This window comes from Caulobacter sp. FG121, from assembly GCF_057809815.1.
Genome location: NZ_JBMDKR010000006.1, coordinates 23,596 through 44,603 on the forward strand (window position 1 = coordinate 23,596; position 21,008 = coordinate 44,603).

Consider the following 21,008-nt stretch of genomic DNA (forward strand, 5'->3'; position numbering starts at 1 on the left):
CGTTAGACCCGGCGCACCGGTCCCGGGTAGCGGGCGACGATATCGTCCGACGTGAGCAGCGTAATGCCCTCGGCCATCGCCTGGGCGACCAGGATACGGTCGAAGGGATCCTTGTGGATCGGCGGAAGGGCGTCGACCTGGAGCGTATGCTCGCCGGTGATCGCGAGTTCCCGGTAGCCGTTGTCGGCTAGACCGCGCCGCAGCAGGCGTGGGTCGACCTGAAAGTCCGATCGGCCAAGCCCGCGCTTGATGGCGATCTCCCAAAGGCTGGCCACGCTGAAGGCCAGCTGATTGTCCGACGCCTCCAGCAGCGAACGGGCCTCGGCCGAAAGGCGATCAGGCGTACCAACGGCCCACAGCAACAGGTGGGTGTCGAGCAGCAGGATCACGCGGGCTCGCCGCTGAAGAGCTGTTCGATGGCTTCGGCGCCCATGGTGTCGAAATCATCGGGAACGCTGATCTGACCCGCCATGAACCCCAGACGCCGAACCTTGTCCGGCTCCGGAGCGTCAACGCGCGAAACCTTTACCATCGGCTTTCCCGCCTTGGCGATGACAAAGGATTCCCCCTCCATCGCATCCTCAATGAGGCGCGACAGGTGCGTCTTGGCTTCGTGGATATTCACGGTGCGCATGGCCGCCTCGATAAACTTAGTCTTATAGACTTAGTTTATTCGGATGTGCGTTTCAAGCTGGCTGGACAAGACTTCCGTCCCGCCCTCCGCTAGGAACGCCTCATGACCGCTTTCGCCGTATCGATCCGCCCGCAGCCGACCGTTCCCGTGCAGGGTTCGGACCGGCCGTTCCCCGTTCGCCGCATCCTTTGCGTCGGCCGCAACTACGCCGCCCACCGGCGCGAGATGGGCGGCGACGACCGCGATCCGCCGTTCTTTTTCAGCAAGCCGGCCGACGCGGTGGTCTTGCCCGGCGCTGACGTGCCCTATCCCTCGGCGACCAGCGACCTGCATCACGAGATCGAGCTTGTCGTAGCCATCGGCGACGGCGGGGCTATCTTCGGGTTCGCGGTCGGTGTGGACCTGACCCGCCGCGACCTGCAGAACGGCTTCAAGGCCAAGGGTCAGCCGTGGGACGCCGCGAAGGGTTTCGACGCCAGCGCCCCGATCTCGGCCATCGTCCCGACGACAGGCGCCATCCCGCAGGGCCGCATCACCCTCAGTGTGAATGGCGAAACCCGGCAGGCCGGAGAGGTCGCCGACATGATCTGGTCGGTCGAGGAAATTCTCGTCGAGGCCGGCAAGCTCTGGAACCTTGAAGCGGGCGACCTCATTTTCACCGGCACACCCGAGGGCGTCGGCCCGCTGGTGCGCGGCGACCGGGTCGAAGGCTCGGTCGAGGGCGTAGGCGCCCTGTCGTTCAGGATCATCTGATGTCGCTTGTTCTTCACAGCTTCTGGCGGGCCTCGGCCCCCTATCGGGTCCGTATCGGCCTCAACCTCAAGGGCCTGTCCTATGACTACGCTCCGGTCGATCTGGCCACCGGCGCACAGTCCGACGCGGCCTTCGGCGCGGTAAACGCCCAGCACCTTGTGCCCGCGCTCAATGTCGACGGCCGGATTCTGACGCAGTCCGTGGCGATCCTCGAATGGCTCGAGGAGGCCCACCCCACTCCGGCCCTGCTGCCGCGCGATGGCTTCGATCGTCAGGTCGTCCGGGCCATGGGCCTGATCGTCGCCTGCGATATCCATCCCTTGAACAATGTCCGCATTCTCAAGGCGCTGGCGCGACTGGAGGTCGACCAGGCCGATGTTGACGCCTGGGTCCAGCGCTGGATCAGCGACGGCTTCGCCGCGCTGGAGCCGATGATCGCCCGGCACGGCACGGGCTATGCCTTCGGCGACGCCCCCACCCTGGCGGACTGCATGATCGTGCCGCAGGTCTACAACGCCCGTCGGTTCAAGGTCGACCTGACCCCGTTTCCGGCGCTGGTCGCGGCCGCCGATGCAGCGGCGCTCCATCCCGCCATCGCCGCCGCCCATCCGAACAACCAACCTGACGCCAAAGTCTGAGGGACACCCGTGCTCGAAGATCTCAAGGACAACAATCGCAACTGGTCGCGCCGGAAGACCGAGGTCGATCCGGACTTCTTCAAACGCCTCGAGAACCAGCAAAGCCCCGAGTATCTCTGGATCGGCTGTTCGGACAGCCGCGTCCCCGCCAACGAGATCGTCGGTCTCGATCCCGGCGAGCTGTTCGTCCACCGCAACGTCGCCAACCTCGCCCCGCCGCAGGACGCCAACTATCTCAGCGTGCTGCAGTTCGCGGTCGACGTGATGAAGGTGAAACACATCATGGTCGTCGGCCACTACGGCTGCGGCGGCGTGAAGGCGGCGGTCGACGGCGTTCGGCGCGGGCTGGTCGATCATTGGCTACATCCGATCCGCGAAGTCGCCGCGCTTCACCGTGACGAGCTCGACGCGCTGGACGAGAAGGATCGCTGGGATCGCCTGTGCGAACTCAACGTCATCCGTCAGGTCCACAACGTCGCCTCGGACGTGTTCGTGCAGGACGCTTGGGCGCGCGGTCAGTCGCTGTCCGTGCACGGCTGGGTCTATCGTCTGTCGAACGGTCTGGTGAATGACCTCGGCGTGACCGTGACCAATCCCGTCGAGGCTGAAGAGCTGACCCTGCTCTAGCCCTTGATTCGGACCTTGGCCCGCGCTTCGCGACCCTGACTGTCGACAACCATCAGTTCGTAGAACCCCGCCGCCGCCGGTCGCCAGACCGGGCGGCCGCTGACCGGGTCGAGCGGCAACGGCTGCCCTTCGACATACCAGTTGAGACCCTCGCCGCCAGCCGACAGGACGAGGCCGCGCGAGGCCGGCCCGAAGGCCTCGACCTGCACAGTCGCGCCGTCGGGCGGAAAGATCAGGTTCGGCCCGTGTTCTGGCCGTTCAAGGGTCGTCAGGGCCCCGGGCGCGGCCTTTGGTGCGATACGCGGCGGCGCGGTCCGGGGCGCGGACAGGATGTCGGCGGCGTCGAACAGCATCGGCAGCGCGGCCTCGCGGCCTGTGAAGCCGCCCCGCGCGCCCCCGTCGGCGCGCCCGGTCCAGACGATGATCACATAGCCGCCGACCACGCCGGCCGCGACCGCATCGCGGAAGCCGTACGAGGTGCCGGTCTTGTAGGCCATGCCGGGCCCACCGAGTGTCAGGGCGTTGGGAATACGTCCCTTGGGGGCCGGCGCCTCGCGCAGGATGTCGAGCACCTGCCAGGCTGCGGCCGGCCGCACAAGTCGGCTGCCACGGGTGCGGTCGCGCCGGGCGGCCTCGTCCTCGGTCCAGGCCAGCGGTTTGGCCAGCCCCTCGTCGCCCAGCGCGCAATAGAGCACCGCCATGTCGCGCAGGGTCACGCCCTCGCCGCCCAGCGCCAGCGCCAGCCCGGGCGCCCGGGTCTTCGCGTCCGGCAGCACCAGGCTGACCCCCGCGGACTGCATGCGGGCGAGAAAATGCGCCGGGCCGATCCGCTCCATCAGTTGCACGGCCGGCACGTTGAGCGAGTGCGACAACGCCTCGCTGGCCGTGACCTTGCCGCGGAACACCCGGTCGAAGTCTTCCGGCTGATAGTCGGCGAAGCGGGTCTGAACGTCCTGCATCTCCGTATCGGGCGCGGCGATGCCATCGTCGAAGGCGAAGGCGTAGATGAACGGCTTCAAGGCCGAGCCGGGCGAGCGCAGTGCCACGGTCATGTCGATCCAGCCGCCCGGCCGATCAAGTCCGCCGGACCCGACCAGCGCCCGCACCGCGCGACCCCTGATCTCGACGACCATGATGGCGGCCGTGGCTTCTGCGCCCTGCTCACGGGCGTAGGCGGCGGCAAGGGGCTCCAGCCGCGACTGCAGCGTCGCGTCCAGCGTGCTGACGACCGTGGCCTGACCCACCGGCGCGGCGCGCGCCAGTTCGCCGGTCGCCTGCCAGGCCAGGGCGGGAAAGGCCGAGCGGGCCGGCAGGGCTTCGGTGTCAGCCTCGTCGGCCTCTGCCTGCGTCGCCAGCCGCGCCTTGACCATCCGGTCCAGCACCAGCCGCCGGGCGGCGCGGGCTTCGGTGGGGCGGCGGTCGGGGCGGCGCGCTTCAGGCGACTGCGGCAAGGCGATCAGCAACGCCTGCTCGCCGAGCGTCAGGGTCTCCGGCTCGTGGCCGAAGTAGGACAGGCTGGCGGCCCGCACGCCCTCGAGATTGCCGCCGTAAGGCGCCAGCGTCAGGTAAAGCGCCAGGATCTCCTTCTTGGAGTAGCGCGCCTCCAGCTGCACCGCCCGCACCATTTCGACGAGCTTCGCCCCGAAGGTTCGGGGATGCGGCTCGAGCAGCCGCGCGGTCTGCATGCTGAGCGTCGAGGCGCCGGAGACGATGTGGCCGCGCAGCAGGGCGGAGCCGGAAGCCCGCACCACGGCTGCAGGGTCGACACCGTCGTGGCGCCAGAACCGGGCGTCCTCGATCGCGATCAGTCGCTTCAGGAAGCTGGCGTCGGTCCGCTTCAGGTCGGCGCGGATCCGCCATCGGCCATTCTCGACGGGCAGGGCCCGCAGCCAGACGCCACGCCGGTCGAGCACGACCGGCGACGACCGCTGTCCCCGCGACAGATCCGGCGGGAACAGCGTATCCGCCGTCAGCAGCACGACCTCGAGGGTCAGGAACGCAATCAGACCAAGGACGAGACGACGCACCGGCCGGGGCTAGCTCCCCGGCGCGATGGTCGTACGGGCCGTCGATCCACGGGCGTAGACGCCAGGACGGTACATGTCGCGGGCCTCCGGCGCAGGGAGGAAGAAGTCCCCCGGCGTCACGGCGCGCGCCACATAGGCCATGGCGAACGGCTTGGCCCCGGCCAGATCGAGCGCGGCGATATAGCGATCGTCGCGCGCTTCCTGAACATCGGCGCCGGACAGTTCGCCGAGGAACTTGAAGGGCCCCTCCTTGGCGTCTTCGGGGCTGAGCACGGTCTCGATTTCCCAGCCGGCCGGCAGGGCGTCATCGACGACCAGCGGCACGGTGCGGGCCTGACTCGACCGGCCGTAGACCAGTACGATCACGCGATCCCCCTGCCGCAGACCAGCGAGGTTCACCGCACCGCCCTGCATGGTGAAGTAGCGCTTGTCGACGGACAGGCCGGATCCGGCCGCGCCGGGCGCATCCACCGTGGTGCCGCGCACGGTCACGGTCCGCCACAGGGCGCCGGAGCCCTTGTTGGTGAACACCGCGTCGGCCAGTCGACCGACCGCCCAGCGCGGCGCGCCGCCGGCGGGCGTCAGAGCCATGGCTCCGGTCGCATCGACGCGCATCACCCCGGCCGCCTTCAGCATGAAGGACGCCGCCTGCAGCAGGCGGGCCTGCTCCTGGGTGTTCAGTGAGTCGGGGTCGCGGACCGCGTTTTCCAGCCGCCCTTGCAGGCCGCGGGCGATGTCGGTCTCGCCGGCCTCGTAGGCGAGGGCGATGATCCCTGCGAGGTCGCGCAGCTGGCTCTGGTACCAGTCGGCCTCATCGCGGTAGCCGAGCGTGGCCACGGCGCGCTTGAAGGCCGAATGAGCCCGCGCCTTGTCGCCCATCAGGGCCAGACCGGCGCCGATCTGCGCGCGCGCCAGCGGAGAGTCGTCGTCCTTCATGTGGACGTCGTGCCACCAGCGCAGGCGGGCCAGATCGCCCCGGCCGGACTTGGCCAGGATGTAGAGGGCGTAGGCGGAGGCGCGGCTGCGCATCCGTTCGGTCGCCTTCTTCGACTCGGCGTCGTTGCGGTACCACCACTCCGGATACTCCAGGCGATAGGAGACGCTGGCCCAGCCTTCCGGCCGGCTGATCTGACGCATGGCGGTCAGGGCACGGTCCATCGCTGCCTGGGGCACCGGCGCGCCGCGCATCTTCGCTTCCCACAGGAAGTCGGTCGCGTAGGCGCCCAGCCAGGCGTCGGCCTCGCCATCGCCGACCCGCCACAGGCCGAAGGCCCCGTCGAGGGTCTGGCGATCGAGCAGCTTGCCGACCGCGTCGTTCAGCGCCGCCGAAGACGAGCGCCGTTTGGGATCGGGCGCCAGCTCGCGGGCGAACAGCAGCGGATAGGCCACCGACACCACCTGTTCGGTGCAGCCATACGGATAGCGCGACAGCGCCACCGCGATCGGCCCCGGGTCGAAGCCACGGAACGGCGAGTAGCTGACCTGCAGGCTGATATCGCCCGCCGCCAGTCCGGCAAGAAGCTGGGCCGATGGGGTGAAGGCCTCGCCCGGCCGCTGCAGCTCAACAGTCGTGCGGGTGATCGGGCTCCAGCCCAGACGCGTCTGGATCGAATAGTCCTTGCCGGTCGAGAAGTTCGGGCCGGTGACCGAGAAGCCGACCTTGCCGATGCCCGAACGCGTCGGGGCGTTGAACGGAATCCGTTCGGCGACCCGCTGGCCGAGCGCCAGCTGGAACAGCTTCTTGAAGGTCATCACCACGCCGCCGGACGAGCGCGTCTCGGCCGTGTAGCCGCCGGCCGCGCCCTCGACATTGTGCAGCTCGAGCGTCGCGAACGGCCGGTCGCCCGGCGCCAGGAAGCGCGGCAGGTTCAGGTCGGCGATCACCGCCTCGCGCACGGTCATGGGTTTGGAGACCGAGCCGACGGCTTCGTCGGTCCAGGCCACGGCCATCACCCGCAGCTCGCCATTGAAATCGGCGGCCGGGAGCTTGATCCGCGCCTTGCCGTCAATGCCCGTCTCGACCACGCCGGACCAGAGGGCCACGGACTTGATCGGCGTCACGGTCAGCCCCTCGCCGCCGAGCTGGTCGGCGCCGAAGTTGACGTTCGCCGGCGCGCCGAGGTTCGGATCGAGCAGGCGGCCGTAGTCGTCCCGGTAGTCGAGGGTCAGCGCCCGCTTGCCGAAGTACCACTTCACCGGATCGGGCGAGTCGAACTTGGTCAGACGCAGGATGCCCTCGTCCACCGCCGCCACGGTCACCCGCGCGCGCTGGCCGATGCCGAGGCCGCGGACGGTGACAGGCACCTCCACCGGAGCGCGGCTGTTGAGTTTGACCGGCGTGCCGAGGTCGACCGTCAGCTTGCGGCCCTTCGGGTCGAGCGGAACGTACATCAGCCCCAGCGCGCGGCGCGGCTTGGGCGTAACGGACGGATCGCGCGGCTGGATCACGCTGACCAGCACATAGGCCCCGCCGCCCCATGAGGCGTCGGTCTTCAGGGTCACCGACCCGCCGTTCGGGCCGACCGAGAAGGTCTTGAAGTCGATGACCCGGTCCGTGGCCACGGCCACCTGGGCCTCGCCTGCGTAGGGGGCCTTGATCGTCAGGGTGACGGAGTCGCCCTGGGCGTGGACGCCTGGTCCGGCGCTGATGCGCACGAAGTCCGGCGCCTCGGCGTCCTTGGCGGGCGCGCCCCAGCCGGCGGCGAAGCGGATGACGCTCTTGGCGCCGCCCGGTCCTTCGACCACCACGCGGTAATCTCCCCAGCCCAGTCGCCGGGTGATGCGCGCGGCCCCGCCGGCGCCGATGTTCAGTGCGCCCTTCTGGACGACGACGTCACGACTGGTGCGCCGCCACTGCCAGCGGCCGTCCTGCTGGAACCAGTCGTAGTCCCAGTTCTCGGCGATGAGGGTGTAGGTCGCGCCGGGGGCGGCGATGCGACTACCCTTCGAGTCCACGGCGATGAAGTTCAGCGCCACCGGCGCAGCGTTGCCGCCCGTCGCATCGGTCTGCTCGACCTTCACGCCCAGATAAACCGGCTTCGTGCGGACCTTGAGGAACAGGCTTTCACGGACGGGTCGGCCGCCCGGCTCGAACACCGAGGCGGTGACGGTGGCCTTCAGCGGCGCGGTAGTGTCGCCGACGTCGCCTGTACCCAACGACAGGATCGCCTTGCCGTCGCCGTCGGTGACCGAAGAGCCGAGCTCCAGGAACTTCTCGTCAAAGGTCGTCTGCTGGTCGCCCCATTCGAAGCCGGGGAAGGCCGGGAACGGATTGGGGTCGGCCATGATCCTGGCTTCGCCCTGGGTCTGCAGGCCCGCGCCTGCCGCGCCATAGAGGAAGCGGGCCAGCACGGACACCTGACGCGTCTCGCCGGCGCCGACCGGAATGGACTCCTGGCCGTCGGTGCTGACCGCCAGCCGCTGCGGCGCGAAATCCTCGACCGAGAAGCTCATCTCCCCGGAAGCGTCCTTGATGCCCTCGATTTCCAGCGTCGCCTTCCAGCGGCCGCGCGGCGCGCTCTTGGGCAGGCTGATGTCGGCCGTCACGGCGCCGGTGGGCGCGCGGTCGAACGCGATCCGTTTGAACTCGACGCCCGAGGGCCGCTTGATCACCAGCACGCCCTTGCGGTCCTTGACCGCGCGCGATTGCAGGTCGCGGATCAGGGCTGACAGGTGAACCGTCTCACCCGGGCGATAGATGCCGCGATCCGCGTAGAGGTAGCCGTCGATCTCGCTGTCGGCCACGCGGCCGCCGGTCTCGTCGTCGGCGCCGGGCGTTGTGCGGCCGCCCATCCCCTGCTTCGACAGGTCGACGGGCGAGCGGTCGAGATCCAGCACGGCCAGATCGCCCTGCGCGCCATAGGCCATGACCATCCGGGGATGCATGGCGCCGTCGCCTTCGAGCAAAGGCCGCAGGAACCGGACGCGACCGGCGCTGTCGGCCCGCGCCTCGCCAAGGGTCTCGCCGTTCTTGGCCACCAGCGCCACGCGCGTGCCGGGCATGACCCGGGCGGACTTCAGCGACCGCACGACCACGTCGAGCGATTCGGAGCCGTCGTAGGCGACCATCGCCATGTCGGTGAAAATGATCCAGCGACGGGCCTGGGCGGGCTGGGTGCCTTCACCCTCCTCGTCCTGGTCGTCCTTGGGCGCGCCACCCGAAGAAGCGTCGCGCGCCTTGATCACGTAGCCGCCGGGCTGCATGTCCTTGAGCACCGCGCCGAGCGGGAAGACGGTGGTGACGCGCTCACCCTGACCGCCGCGCACCGCGACCTGGCCCTTCCAGACCATCTTGCCCTCGTCATTGGGGCTGTCGTCGCCGTAGTCGCCCGGCCAGTCGCCCTCGCCCGTCGGGTCGGGCGCGCTGATCGAGGTGCGCACCAGATTGCGGTCGGCGACGCGCCAGACCTCGATGTTGAGGCGCGAGACATTGACGGTCTCGATGCCGACCCCGTCGGCGTCTTCACGCGGCAGGATCACGCCGTCGCCGGCGAACCCGACATAGGGCGGCTTCTCGCCGAAGGTGAAATCAACGTCGGCGTTGGCCGCCAGCTGTTGTCCGCCCACGCCGGGCAGACCCTTCAGCAGCGTCACGCGGCGCTCGGTCAGGCCAAGGCCGCCGATGCACAGCTCCGCCTTGTTCTTCTGGTTGACGCTGACCGCCGGGGTTCCACCGAGATCGGGGGAGACCAGTACATAGTCGGCGTAGGCCTTGCCCGGATCGAGGGGCTTGGTCATCTCGATACAGGCCAGCGGATCGGCGCGGCTGGTGTCGAGACGGGTCTTCCAGACCGCGAACCCGTCGGGCTTGGGAATCCCGCGGCGCGGGGCGCCGGGCGAACGCGGCTTGCCGAACATCGACCACAGGGAGGGCTTTTCGCTCGCGCCCGTGGCGACGGAACTCGAGGCGGCGCCCTTGCCGCCGAACCCGCCGGCCAGCACGCCCGCCGTCACAAGACCGCCGCCGAAGCCGGCCGCCAGGGCGATGGCCGCGATGGCTCCCACCGGCAGATGCCAGTTGGAGGTCCACTTCGACCAGAACGGCTTGGCCTCGCCGGACGACGTCAGAGTGAGCGGCTCATGAGCCTCCCCTTCAGGCGCGGATTCGTGCGGAGTTTCGTCGGACGGCGTCATGGGAGCCCTTCCCGGGCTTGAGAGTTCTTGGACGAACGATGTGAGCCCAAGCCTGCCAGCGGGTCAATCCGCACACGAGTCGGCTCCCGTCACAGGCGAACACGGCAAGATCGTGCTTGACCTTGCGGCAATGGCGGGACATTTCCCGCGCCAAACCCCTTGGGAAGGAAATGACCATGCGCGTTGGAGTTCCGGCGGAGATCAAGCCTGGCGAGCATCGGGTGGGTCTGACCCCAACCGCCGTCCGCGAGTATGTCGCACACGGCCATGACGTTCTTGTGGAAGCCGGCGCCGGACAGGGCGCGGGCTATGCCGACGAGGCCTTCCGCAAGGCCGGCGCAACGATCGTCGCCGACGCGGACGCCGTGTTCGCCGGCGCGGACATGATCGTGAAGGTCAAGGAACCGCAGAAGATTGAGTGGGAGCGCCTCGAACCGCGCCACATCCTGTTCACCTACCTGCACCTGGCGCCCGATCCCGCCCAGACCGAAGGCCTGGTGAAGTCCGGCTGCGCGGCCATCGCTTACGAGACCGTGACCGACGCGCGCGGCGGCCTGCCGCTGCTGGCGCCGATGAGCGAAGTGGCCGGCCGGATCGCCGTCTTCTCCGCCGCCGAGACCCTGCTCAAGCACAACGGTGGGATGGGCCTGCTGCTTTGCGGCGTGCCCGGCGTGTCGCCTGCCCGCGTGGCCGTTCTGGGCGGCGGCGTGGTCGGCATGAACGCCGCCCGCATGGCCATGGGCCTCAACGCCGAGGTCGTGGTGCTGGAGCGGTCAATCCCGCGTATGCGGGAGCTGGACGACATCTTCATGGGTCGGGTCTTGACCCGCTACTCGACGCTGGACGCCGTTGAGGACGAGATTCTCAAGGCTGACGTGGTCATCGGCGCGGTGCTGACGGCCGGGGCCGCCGCCCCCAAGCTGGTCAAGCGCGAGCACCTGTCCCGCATGAAGCCGGGCTCGGTGCTGGTCGATGTCTCGATCGACCAGGGCGGCTGCTTCGAGACCAGCCACCCGACGACCCATGCCGAGCCGACCTACACCGTCGACGGCGTGGTCCACTACTGTGTGGCCAACATGCCGGGCGCGGCGCCGCGCACCTCGTCCGAAGCCCTCGGCAACGCGACCCTGCCCTTCGGCCTGGCCCTGGCCGACCACGGTCTGGACGCTCTCAAGCGCGACAAACACCTGGCCAGGGGGCTCAACGTCCTCAAGGGCGAGCTGACCCACCCGGCCGTGGCCGAGGCGCTCGGCAAGCCGTTCGTCGACCCCTACGGCGCCTGGGGCTGATAGAAAAAGGCGCAGGCGTCTCACGAAATCGGGCTCGGCGTCCCGGCCCGGGGTGCTAATAGTCGCGGCAGGTCATGAAGACCCGCCGCGACGGACAGGCCGCCCCACGATGATCACGCCTGTTCTGGGGCCGATTGACAGTCACGCCCGCGCGCTGGCCAAGGCCGTCAGCTGGCGCGTGATCGGCACGCTCGACACCTTCCTGTGGAGCTATCTGATCACCGGCCACCCGATGGCCGCCGGCGCGATCGCCTCAATGGAGACGGTCACCAAGATCGTTCTCTACTACCTGCATGAACGGGTCTGGCGCGTCGTCCGCCTTGCGCCCTCGTCGCGCTGGCGCTCGCTGATCAAGTCGTTCACCTGGCGGTTCGTCGGCAGCCTGGACACCTTCATCCTCAGCTGGATCGTCACGCACCGGCTTCGCTACGCGGTGTCGATCGCCTCGGTCGAGGCCCTGACGAAGATCGTCCTCTACTTCGTGCACGAACGGGTCTGGCGGCGCGTGGCCTGGGGCCGGCTCAACTAGAAGGCCTTGAGTTTTCAGCGGCGCGGGTTCAATCAGGCCGCAGGCGGTTCCCCTTCCGGGGGGCCAAGAGGGAACGGGGTGAAAACCCCCGGCTGTGCCCGCAACTGTCAGCGGCGAGGGCCGCATCCATTCGCGCAAGCGACGCCACTGGGAAACCGGGAAGGCGGGATGCAGTCCGATGACCCGCAAGCCAGGAGACCTGCCGCCGTCGTCGCTCGTCCGCAGCCCGGGTCCAGGCTGATGGCGCGGGGAAGGCTTGCCTTCCCGTCGAAGCGACCGTCGGCCGGCGCGTCGACGTTCGCTTTGGACAAACTCCGCCACGCGGCGCCGCGCGGGCTCACAGTTGTGAGGACCTGCGCCATGAAGCGCCTTCTTCTGCTATCCGCCTCGGCCCTGCTGGCCACGGCCACGACGGCTCACGCCGCCGATGTCGAAAGCACCACGGTCGGGGAACTGATCGTCACCGCGACCCGGCTGGAAACCCGGATCGACGACGCCCCGGACGCCCGGGTGATCACCGCCGAGGACATCACCGCCAGCCAGGCGGCCTTCGCCGGCGATATCCTGGAAACGATTCCCGGCCTTTCGTTGAGCCGCAACGGCGACTTCGGCGGCGTCACCTACGTCCGCATGCGCGGGGCCAGCGCCGACAAGACCCTCGTGCTGGTCGACGGCGTGGTCCAGAACGACCCGTCCAGCCCCAACGGCGGCTTCGATTTCTCCAGCCTCGACCTCGGCGACATCGAGCGGATCGAGGTGCTGTCCGGTCCGCAGGGCTCGCTCTGGGGGTCCGACGCCATCGGCGGGGCGATCGCTTTCACCACCCGGGAACTGGACGGCTGGCGCGCCTCGGCCGAAGCCGGATCGTTTGGAACGGTGCGCGGGACGGCCGCCATTGGCGTCGCTGACGACCGGCGGGCGCTGGGGCTCACCGCATCGGCCTATTCCGGCGACGGCATCTCCAAGGCGGCGAACGGAACGGAGACGGACGGCTTCACCAGCTGGACCGTCGGCGGCAACGCCCGCCTGACGCTGTCTGACAGGGTCAGTCTCGACGCCCGTCTGCGCTACAACGAGGCCGAGGCCGACATCGATGGCTATGACGCCTTCTTCGCCTTCGGCGACACGCCAGACCGCAGCAAGAGCCGAAGCTGGACCGGGTTCGGCCGGGTCACGGCCGAACATCTGCTAGGCCTGGACCAGGTGTTCAGCGTCAGCCTGTACGACCTCACGCGCGACAATATCTCGGCCTTCGCGTCCAGCTATGACGCCCGGCGCACGACCTGGCGCTGGACGGCCGGGCGGGGCGGGGCGGGCGACGCCTTCGCCTTCCTGCTGGGCGTCGAGCGGGACGATACCGAGGCTTCGATCAGCACCGGCGCCACGTCGAACCTGGGCGCGACCTCAGCCTTCGGGGTCGTGCGCGCATCACCGGTCCAACGCCTGACGCTCACCGCCAGCCTGCGCCACGACGCGCCGGATGACTATGACGCGAAGACCACGGCCCGACTGGCCGGCGTGATCGACCTTGATCATGGCTTCCTGCTGTCGGCCAGCGTCGGTCAGGGCTTCAAGACCCCGACCATCAGCCAGACGGTCTGTGATTTCTGTTTCCCTGCCGGACCGTCAACGGGCCTCAAGCCAGAGACCGCCGAGGGCTGGGACGCGGCCCTGTCCTGGCGGTCAGCCGACGACCGGTTCTACGCCCGCGTCACTGGCTACCGGCTCGATATCGAGGACCAGATCAACTACGGCGTCGGTCGGTATGTGAACATCGACCGCACCAGCACGACCGGGGTCGAGGCAGAACTCGAGGCCGAGCTCACCGACCGTCTCTCGCTCAAGGCGTCCTATGCCTTCACCGATGCGGTCGATGAGTCGACAGGAGCCGAGTTGATCCGCGCACCGGAGCATGCGGGTTCCCTGACCCTGCTCTGGACCGGGAACCGCCTGAAGACCGCGCTGACGGTGCGGGCGGAGGGTGAACAGGCCGACTCCGACCCCTCGACCTTCTCGCCTGCGCGACGGGACGGTTTCGTCGTCGCCAATCTTGCCGGCAGCTGGGCGCTGACCGACACGATCGACGTGACGGCGCGCGTGGTGAACCTCACGGACGAGGCCTACCAGCAATCGCTCGGCTACAGCGAAGCGGGACGCGGCCTGTTTATCGGCTTCAGGCTGCGTAACTGAAGCGGGCCAGGTCCTGACGTCCGCCGACCAGGTCAAGCACATCGGCCATGCCGAAGCCCGGGTCGGCGGCGTACAGGGCGCCGTAGATCGATCGGGCGAAGGCGAGGTCGGCGGACGTCTTCACCCGCCAGTCCAGTTTCGACAGATCGCGGGGGTGACTGAAGCTCGCCTGCGAGAAACGACCCGGATTGGCGCGGATGAAGGCGGTCGGGGATACGCGCGCCAGTCTCTCGCGCGGCTCGGCGGCCGCCGCGATCAACGCCGGCGTGGAGATCACCTCGACCTCCATGCCCAGCGGGAAGCTGGCCGGCTCACGGTTGGAGACGTAGTCGGCGCCGCTGACCCGGGCCATGCGCACGGCCTCATCGATCACGCGGGGATCGACGAAGGGCGCGTCGCCCTTGATGCGGACGACATGGGCGGCCGGGCCGGCGGATTCGGCGCAGCGGGCGAACCGGTCGAGCAGATCGCTGGGCGCGCCGCGGAAGACGGCCTGGCCCTGTGACACCAGCCATGACGCGAGCGCGTCATCGGCCGGCTCGCAGCTGGTGGCCACGACGATGCGGGTCAGGGTGCGGGCGCCCTTGAGGCGTTCCAGCTGACGCCAGATCAGGGGCTGGCCGGCGAGCGGGGAAAGCGCCTTGCCGGGCAGCCGCTTGGAGCCCATTCGGGCCTGGATGATGGCGAGGGTCATTGGCGTGCTCCTTCTGAGCGTTGCCGGGGTGGGCGCCCTCTAGGCGGCGGCCCACCGGCGAGGATCAAGGGCCACCGGGTCGTCGATGGCCATCTCGGTCCAGTCCAGATCAGGGGGCGGGCTGGCGGCGGCGGCGATGACGGCCGACAGCTCCGCGGCGGTGGTGACATTGACCAGCACGGTGCTGGCCTCGGGACGCGACAGGGCGAAGCCGAGCGCGGCCTGCAGCGGATCGCTGCGGCCCTCGGCGATCATGCGCCGCACCTTCGAGAGCGAGCCCGAAGCCGCCTTCAGCGGCGTCGGGATGCGGTCGAGCGGCAGGAACAGCAGGCCGTTGAGGAAGATCGAGCGCAGTTGCACCTCAACCCCCATGCCGGCGATCCGCTCCAGCGTGCCGTCAGCGAGCATCCGCTGATCGAGCAGGGACGCGGGGGCCTGGATCAGGTCCGGCTTGAAGCGGCGGACGACGCCGACGGGGTCGTCCGTGGAATGCAGCGAGATGCCGATCTTGCCGATCAGGCCGCTGTCGCGCAGCTGTTGCAGGCGCGTCCACATCGCCATGCCCTGGGGACCGAACAGGTCCCCGGCCAGCGGCACGACGACCGCGTCCGCGTGCTGGACGGCGAGGCGGGCCAGGCTGGCCCGCAGTTCCTGTTCGACGAAGTCCGGGCCCTTGTCCGGGCGCACCGTGGCGATCACCAGCCGGAACGGCAGAGGACGAGGCATCAGATCGCCCAGCAGCGTCTCCGAACGGCCCCAGGCGCCGCTGGCGTCGAACACCGACAGACCGGAACGGGCGGCGATCGTCAGGATGTCGCGCGCCTCGACCTCGGGCGTGCGGCCGCGTGTCGGCATCGACGCGCCGGGGACGAACTGGGCGGAGCCCAGGCCAAGCTTGTTGAGCAGAGGGTTCATGCGTGTCCTTCTGGACGAACGTCGTAAACAAAGTCCGCGCGGCGGGTCGGACCCAGGCGGCGGCCTTCATCGACAAACGTCGACAACAGGGCGGCGTAGGCCGCGATCAGGGCTGCGACTTCGGGTTCGCCGTGGGCGGCGCAGAGGGCGTGGGGCCCCACGACGACCAGGCCCTGCAGGGCCATGCCGCGAAGCCACAGGCCTTCAATCTGGGGCCGGGCGAACAGAGGCGTCGGCAGCGAGGGATCTCCGTCGAGCACGAACAGCCGATCGGCGCCGGCCTGGTCCGCCAGGCGGGTAACTTCGGCCTGAAGTTCGGCGCCCAGTACACGAAGGCGCGGCGCGACGGGATCGGCGGCCAGCAGGCGCAGGGTGGCCCCTGCGGCGGCCAGCGAGGGCGTCGAAGGCGCGGGAAGGTCCTCGGGGTCGAGCGCCGCGATCAGGTCGGACCGGCCGCAGACCGCGCCGATCGACCGGCCGTTCGCAAGCGCCGAGCCGAACACGGCCAGGTCGGGTGAAACGCCGCTCAGACCCTGGGCGCCGTTTTCGTGCACACGGAAGGCGGAGACGCCCTCATCAAAGATCAGCACCGCGCCGGCGGCGTCCGCAGCGCGGCGCACGGCCTCCAGATCGGCGGGATCGGCGCCCAACGGGTCGATGACGATGGCGGCCAGATCATCCACGCCGCCGAACGGTCCTCCGCCCGTGTCCCAGACGGCGGCGCGACGGCGGCCGGTAGCGCGGCGGGCGGCGTCGATCGCCGCCGGCAGGGCCTGGGACTCCTCGGCGCAGAAACGGACGGCGACGGATCCTGGCAGCAGATCGGTCAGCGCAGCCTCGACGCTGCCCTCGGCGGGCGGGCCGTCGGCGACGGATGATTCAACGACAGGGTGCCCGTGCCCTAGCAGCGATGCGCCGCCGGCCATGTCGAAATCGATGCGCTCGACGCCGTCGCAATCCCACAGCCGGCACCCCTGCGCGCGCAGGCGCGGCCCCCCTTTCGGGGCGGGTGGAGCGGGGATGAAGGCGGCGCGGCCCATCGGGGTCCTTCCCGGGCTTCGTGGTGAAGTCAGTCGTAACCATGCGCGCCAACCCCTTAAGGAAGCGGTATCGAGAGCGTTTAGCGGGGGTTAATGTCGCGCCGATGGACACGCCGCTTCCCGACTGGCCGGACTACGGCCTCGCCGACGATCAGAGACCGGCCCTGCGCGCGGCGCTCGCCGCCGGAAGTCCCGCCGTTCTGGCGACCATCGCCGCGCTGGGCGACGGCGGTCCCCGACCGGTCGGCACGCAGATGGTTTTCGCCGAGGGGCGGGTGTCGGGCTTCCTGTCGGGCGGTTGCGTGGAGGGCGATGTCGCCGGCCATGCGCGCGCCTGTCTCGCCGACGGCCAGCCCCGCCGGCTGGTCTATGGCGAGGGCAGTCCCTGGCCGGACATCCGCCTGCTCTGCGGCGCGCGCATCGAGATTTTGCTGGAAAGGATCGCGCCGGACGACGCGGCCGCTGCGGAGCTGTTCCGGCTCATGGACGCCAGGCGGCCGGCGGTCTGGGTCAGCGACGGTGAGCGGCGGGTCTGCGGTGACGCCCCGGCCCCCTGGCCCGGCGCGTTGGTCCGCCGGCACGACCCGGTCTGGCGGCTGGCGGTGATCGGCGGCGACCCGACCGCGCTGGCCATCGCCCAGTTGGGCGCACAGTCGGGGTTCGATACGACGCTTGTCCGCCCGCGCGGGCCGTCGGCGCCGCCGCCGCTGACGGGCGTCGGCTATCGCCGCGATGACCCTGCCGCCGCGCTGGCCAGCATCGGCCTCGACCCCTGGACCGCCGTCGCCGTCTGCAGCCACGACCTGGACGCTGATCACGCGGCCCTGCTGGCCGCCCTGCCCTCACCGGCGCCCTACGTCGGACTGCTGGGCGCCAGAAAGCGCCTGGCCGAGCGGCTGGCCTTGCTGCGGCGGGACGGGATCAGCGAGGCGGACCTGAAGAAGCTCCGCGCGCCCATCGGCCTCGACCTCGGCGGCAAGGCGCCCTGGGAGGTTGCCGTGGCGGCGGTGGGGGAGGTGATCGGAGTGCGTGCGTCCTTCGAGACGCGATCCTGAGGGATCGCTCCTCAGGATGACGGGCAGAGGGGACTTGCGCTTCTCTTCGTCATGGTGAGGAGCGAGCCTCAGGCGAGCGTCTCGAACCACGCACGACGCTACAGCGTATGCAGCCGCTTCCACTCACCCGACTTGCCGCCGGTCTTCTCTTCCAGCCGCACGGCCTCGATAACCATGCCTTTGTCGGCGGCTTTCAGCATGTCGTAGATCGTCAGACAGGCGACAGACACGGCCGTCAGCGCCTCCATCTCCACGCCCGTCGGGCCGGTGGTCTTCACCCGCGCGGTCACGGCCAGCCCCTCGTCGTGCGGCGTCACCGACACCTCGACCTTTGACAGGGCCAGCGGGTGGCAGAGCGGGATCAGGTCCGACGTCTTCTTGGCCGCCATCACTCCGGCGATCTCGGACACCGCCCGCACATCACCCTTCTTCGCATCGCCGGACAGGGCCAGATCTCGGGTCGCCGCGTCCATGCGGACCAGCCCCGTGGCGACGGCTTCGCGGACGGTGTCCGGCTTGCCGGTGACGTCGACCATCCGGGCGCGGCCCTCGGCGTCGATGTGGGTCAGCTTGCTCATTGCTCGAGGAGCCGGGGCATCAGCTCGACCATGTTGCAGGGGCGATGACGGCTGTCGAGCTGGGCGGCGATGACCTTGTCCCAGCCGTCCTTCACCGCGCCGTTGGAGCCCGGCAGGCAGAATACGAACACACCCTTCACGATTCCGGCGAGGGCCCGGGACTGCAGGGTCGAGAGGCCCACCGACTGGTAGCTGACCAGGTGGAAGATCACCGAGAAGCCGTCGATCTCCTTGTCGAACAGCGGCCGCACGGCCTCGGGCGTCACGTCGCGGCCGGTCAGGCCGGTGCCGCCGGTGGTGACGATGGCGTCGACCGAGCCGGACGCAACCCAGGCCTCGATCTGCTGGCGGATCCGGGCGACATCGTCCGGCACGAGACGCTTGTCGGCCAGTTCGTGGCCGGCGGCGGTCACGCGACCGGCCAGCAGGTGGCCGGAGGTGTCGCTCTCCTCGTCGCGAGTGTCGGACACGGTCAGAACGGCCACGCGCACCGGCGTCACCGCCAGGCTCTCGTCGATCTTGCCGCCGATGGGGAAGGGCGAGGTCATTCAGGTCTCCCAGCGTTCAGCATCTGTCCTGTCACGATCGGTCGGCTCGATCCAGCGGGCGCCGTCCGGGCCGTGCTCCTTCTTCCAGAAGGGCGCGCGGCTCTTGAGGTAGTCCATCAGATGGTCGCAGGCCTGGAAGGCCTCGCGGCGATGCGCGGAGGCGGTCGCCACGAAGACGATCGGTTCGCCGGGCGCGATCGGCCCGGTGCGGTGGACCACCAGCCAGTCCTGCAGGCCCCAGCGCTCGGCTGCGGCCGCACCGATGCGGCGGATCTCGGCGTCGGTGAAGCCGGGGTAGGCCTCCAGCTCCAGGGTCGTCGTCGCTCCGGCCTCGGCCCGCGCGAGGCCGGTGAAGCTGGTCACCGCGCCCGTCTCGGACCGGCCGGCCGTGAAGGCGGTCAGCAGGGCGCCCGGATCAAACGGCGCGGTCTGCAGGCGCACGGTCATCCGCCGCTCATCGGCGGCAGGAAGGCGACCTCGGACGCCGCCGTCAGGGACGTGTCGCCGCGAACGATGACCTTGTCGACAGCGGCCTGGACGCCCTGCCCGCCCAGCGCCTCGCCCAGCGCCGCGTCGGTGGCGGTCAGGCTGTCGCGCAGGTCGGAGAGAGTGTCCGCCGCGATCGTGGCCTCCCGCCAGCCGGCGATGTCGGCCAACCGACCGAACAGCAGCACCCGCGCCATCTCAGCCCCCCGTCGTCGACATATGGCGACGGGTCGCCGGAGCCTGGCCGCGCGCGATCTGGAAGTCGTGGCCCTGCGGCTTGGCGTCGACGGCGTGGCGGATCGCCTCGACGAGGTCCGCGTCGCTGGCCCCGGCGCGCAACACGGCCCTCAGGTCGGACGCGTCCTCCCGGCCGAGGCAGGTGTGCAGCGTGCCCGTGCAGGTCAGGCGCACGCGGTTGCAGGCCTCACAGAAATTGTGGCTCAGCGGCGTGATCAGCCCCAGCCGCCCGCCGGTCTCCTCGACCCTCACATAGCGCGCAGGCCCGCCGGTGTTCAGCGGCAGGTCGGTCAGGGTCCAGTAGCTCGAAAGCTCGCGACGAACCTGCTCCAGCGACAGGAACTGGTCGGTGCGGTCGGCCTCGACCTCGCCCAGCGGCATGGTCTCGATCAGGGTCATGTCGAGGCCCCGGCCGTGCGCCCACTGGATCAGGTCCGGGATCTCGGCGGCGTTGTCGTGCGCCAGGGCTACCGCGTTGATCTTCACCGCGAGGCCGACCGCCTGCGCCGCCTCGATCCCGGCGATGACCTTCGCCAGGTCGCCGCCGCGGGTCAGGGTGCGGAACAGGTCGGGCTTCAGCGTATCGATCGAGACGTTGACCCGCTTCACGCCATGCCGCGCCAGATCGGCGGCGAACTCGGCCAGCCGGGTGCCGTTGGTCGTCAGGGTCAGCTCATCGAGCGCGCCGGACTTCAGATGTCGTGACAGGCTCTCGACCAGGCTCATGAAGCCCTTGCGCACCAGCGGTTCGCCGCCGGTCAGCCGCAGCTTGCGCACGCCGAGGCCGATGAAGGCGCTGCTGATCCGGTCAAGCTCCTCGAGCGTCAGCACCTCGGCCTTGGGCAGGAAGACCATCTTCTCGGCCATGCAGTAGACGCAGCGCAGGTCGCAGCGGTCCGTCACCGAAACCCGCAGATAGGTCACGGCGCGGCCAAAGCCGTCGATCAGGGCGGGACGGGCGGGCGCGGCTGTCATACGGTCCCAAGAATAGGGCGGAGGCGGGTGTGAATACAGGGGCGCTGGAAGCGATTGTGCTGGCGGCGGGATCTGGCCGTCGTTTCGGTGGCGGAAAGCTGACCTCTCGGCGGGGAGAGGGGGTGCTGCTGGACGGTGCGCTCGAGGCCGCCTTCGCCGCGCCGGTGCGAACGGTCACCGTGGTCTGGGGCGCCGACGAGGGCGTGCTGCAGGCCGCCAGCCGCTTCGCCGACCGGACCGGCCAGAGCGCCAGGCTGCATCTTGTCCGCAACGCCCGGCATAATGAAGGCATCGGCGCATCCCTGCGCACCGGCGTCGCCAGCCTGCCGCCGGACGCCGCCGGGGCCTTCGTGTTCCTCGGCGACATGCCGCGCATTCCTCACGACATCGCCCCGAAGCTGGCCGACGCCCTCTCCGCCGGCGCACGGGCCGCAGCGCCGGTTCACGGCCAGCAACGCGGCCATCCGGCGCTGTTCTCGGCGGAGCTGTTTCCTGCCCTGCTGTCGCTGGCCGGCGACCGCGGCGCCGGCTGGCTGCTCAGCGCCATGACCCATGGCCTCACGCTCATCCCGACCGACGACGACGGGGTGCTGTTTGATGTGGATGAGCAAGATCCTCCCCCATCGGGGGAGGTGGATCGGCGATAGCCGAGACGGAGGG

The 21,008-nt window shown here is 69.7% G+C and carries 20 protein-coding genes and 1 riboswitch; of the genes, 8 read left to right on the forward strand and 12 right to left on the reverse strand.

Features of this window, described 5'->3' with window-relative positions:
• Positions 1-2 precede the first annotated feature (2 nt).
• The gene (locus ACODSL_RS14880; RefSeq protein WP_488901492.1) at positions 3-389 is read right to left on the reverse strand and encodes a type II toxin-antitoxin system VapC family toxin; all 387 of its coding nucleotides are present in this window, start codon (positions 387-389) and stop codon (positions 3-5) included.
• Positions 386-634, reverse strand: a complete 249-nt coding sequence (locus tag ACODSL_RS14885) for a type II toxin-antitoxin system Phd/YefM family antitoxin (protein ID WP_488901493.1) — start codon at positions 632-634, stop codon at positions 386-388. Before ACODSL_RS14885 ends, ACODSL_RS14880 begins: the two co-directional genes overlap by 4 nt.
• A gap of 102 nt (positions 635-736) precedes the next feature.
• Here ACODSL_RS14885 and ACODSL_RS14890 point away from each other — a divergent pair, with 102 nt between their 5' ends.
• Genes ACODSL_RS14890 through ACODSL_RS14900 form a run of 3 tightly spaced genes read left to right on the forward strand, consistent with a single transcriptional unit; the run spans position 737 to position 2,652 of the window.
• Entirely contained in the window at positions 737-1,387 is a 651-nt protein-coding gene (locus ACODSL_RS14890) for a fumarylacetoacetate hydrolase family protein (RefSeq protein ID WP_488901494.1), read from the forward strand.
• Entirely contained in the window at positions 1,387-2,025 is a 639-nt protein-coding gene (gene maiA, locus ACODSL_RS14895; RefSeq protein ID WP_488901495.1) for a maleylacetoacetate isomerase, read from the forward strand. The genes ACODSL_RS14890 and maiA overlap by 1 nt, the downstream gene beginning before the upstream one ends.
• Before the next feature lie 9 nt (positions 2,026-2,034).
• Positions 2,035-2,652: a carbonic anhydrase gene (locus ACODSL_RS14900; protein ID WP_488901496.1), complete on the forward strand. Its 618-nt coding sequence runs from the start codon at positions 2,035-2,037 to the stop codon at positions 2,650-2,652.
• Here ACODSL_RS14900 and pbpC read toward each other — a convergent pair.
• Positions 2,649-4,679, reverse strand: a complete 2,031-nt coding sequence (gene pbpC / locus ACODSL_RS14905) for a penicillin-binding protein 1C (protein ID WP_488901497.1) — start codon at positions 4,677-4,679, stop codon at positions 2,649-2,651. The genes ACODSL_RS14900 and pbpC overlap by 4 nt on opposite strands.
• A gap of 9 nt (positions 4,680-4,688) precedes the next feature.
• Positions 4,689-9,812 (reverse strand): alpha-2-macroglobulin family protein, encoded by a 5,124-nt coding sequence (locus ACODSL_RS14910; RefSeq protein ID WP_488901498.1) that lies wholly within the window; start codon positions 9,810-9,812, stop codon positions 4,689-4,691.
• 176 nt (positions 9,813-9,988) lie between these two features.
• On the opposite strand from ACODSL_RS14910, the gene ald reads away from it, so the two are divergent.
• The 3 genes from ald (at position 9,989) to ACODSL_RS14925 (ending at position 13,820) form a co-directional block, all read left to right on the forward strand.
• Positions 9,989-11,101 (forward strand): alanine dehydrogenase, encoded by a 1,113-nt coding sequence (gene ald / locus ACODSL_RS14915; RefSeq protein WP_488901499.1) that lies wholly within the window; start codon positions 9,989-9,991, stop codon positions 11,099-11,101.
• A 109-nt stretch (positions 11,102-11,210) separates the two neighbouring features.
• A complete protein-coding gene (locus ACODSL_RS14920) occupies positions 11,211-11,630 on the forward strand; it encodes a DUF2061 domain-containing protein (protein WP_488901500.1) in 420 nt (139 codons plus the stop codon).
• 27 nt (positions 11,631-11,657) lie between these two features.
• A riboswitch (cobalamin riboswitch) is annotated at positions 11,658-11,851 on the forward strand.
• Positions 11,852-11,990: 139 nt separating this feature from the next.
• Positions 11,991-13,820 (forward strand): TonB-dependent receptor plug domain-containing protein, encoded by a 1,830-nt coding sequence (locus ACODSL_RS14925; protein ID WP_488901501.1) that lies wholly within the window; start codon positions 11,991-11,993, stop codon positions 13,818-13,820.
• Here ACODSL_RS14925 and ACODSL_RS14930 read toward each other — a convergent pair.
• From ACODSL_RS14930 to ACODSL_RS14940, 3 genes are read right to left on the reverse strand one after another with little or no spacing between them, the layout of a single operon-like run.
• The gene (locus tag ACODSL_RS14930) at positions 13,804-14,514 is read right to left on the reverse strand and encodes a cytidylyltransferase domain-containing protein (RefSeq protein WP_488901502.1); all 711 of its coding nucleotides are present in this window, start codon (positions 14,512-14,514) and stop codon (positions 13,804-13,806) included. The genes ACODSL_RS14925 and ACODSL_RS14930 overlap by 17 nt on opposite strands.
• A 39-nt stretch (positions 14,515-14,553) precedes the next feature.
• Positions 14,554-15,429, reverse strand: a complete 876-nt coding sequence (locus ACODSL_RS14935; RefSeq protein ID WP_488901503.1) for a bifunctional regulator KidO — start codon at positions 15,427-15,429, stop codon at positions 14,554-14,556.
• Positions 15,426-16,469, reverse strand: coding sequence for a PLP-dependent aminotransferase family protein (locus tag ACODSL_RS14940; RefSeq protein WP_488901504.1), 1,044 nt, complete (start codon positions 16,467-16,469; stop codon positions 15,426-15,428). The genes ACODSL_RS14935 and ACODSL_RS14940 overlap by 4 nt, the downstream gene beginning before the upstream one ends.
• Before the next feature lie 104 nt (positions 16,470-16,573).
• On the opposite strand from ACODSL_RS14940, the gene ACODSL_RS14945 reads away from it, so the two are divergent.
• Complete coding sequence (locus tag ACODSL_RS14945) at positions 16,574-17,524, forward strand: XdhC family protein (protein WP_488901505.1); 951 nt, start codon at positions 16,574-16,576, stop codon at positions 17,522-17,524.
• A 98-nt stretch (positions 17,525-17,622) separates the two neighbouring features.
• On the opposite strand, the gene moaC is transcribed toward ACODSL_RS14945, so the two are convergent.
• From moaC to moaA, 5 genes are read right to left on the reverse strand one after another with little or no spacing between them, the layout of a single operon-like run.
• Positions 17,623-18,102 carry a cyclic pyranopterin monophosphate synthase MoaC gene (gene moaC / locus ACODSL_RS14950; protein WP_488901506.1) on the reverse strand — a complete coding sequence of 160 codons (480 nt, stop codon included), beginning with the start codon at positions 18,100-18,102 and terminating at the stop codon, positions 17,623-17,625.
• Positions 18,099-18,650, reverse strand: a complete 552-nt coding sequence (gene moaB, locus ACODSL_RS14955; RefSeq protein ID WP_488901507.1) for a molybdenum cofactor biosynthesis protein B — start codon at positions 18,648-18,650, stop codon at positions 18,099-18,101. The genes moaC and moaB overlap by 4 nt, the downstream gene beginning before the upstream one ends.
• Entirely contained in the window at positions 18,651-19,097 is a 447-nt protein-coding gene (locus tag ACODSL_RS14960; RefSeq protein ID WP_488901508.1) for a molybdenum cofactor biosynthesis protein MoaE, read from the reverse strand. It abuts the gene before it with no gap.
• The gene (locus ACODSL_RS14965; RefSeq protein WP_488901509.1) at positions 19,094-19,333 is read right to left on the reverse strand and encodes a MoaD/ThiS family protein; all 240 of its coding nucleotides are present in this window, start codon (positions 19,331-19,333) and stop codon (positions 19,094-19,096) included. The genes ACODSL_RS14960 and ACODSL_RS14965 overlap by 4 nt, the downstream gene beginning before the upstream one ends.
• A 1-nt stretch (position 19,334) precedes the next feature.
• Positions 19,335-20,348: a GTP 3',8-cyclase MoaA gene (moaA, locus tag ACODSL_RS14970; RefSeq protein WP_488901510.1), complete on the reverse strand. Its 1,014-nt coding sequence runs from the start codon at positions 20,346-20,348 to the stop codon at positions 19,335-19,337.
• 29 nt (positions 20,349-20,377) lie between these two features.
• On the opposite strand from moaA, the gene ACODSL_RS14975 reads away from it, so the two are divergent.
• Entirely contained in the window at positions 20,378-20,995 is a 618-nt protein-coding gene (locus ACODSL_RS14975; protein ID WP_488901511.1) for a nucleotidyltransferase family protein, read from the forward strand.
• The last annotated feature ends 13 nt before the right edge of the window (positions 20,996-21,008 follow it).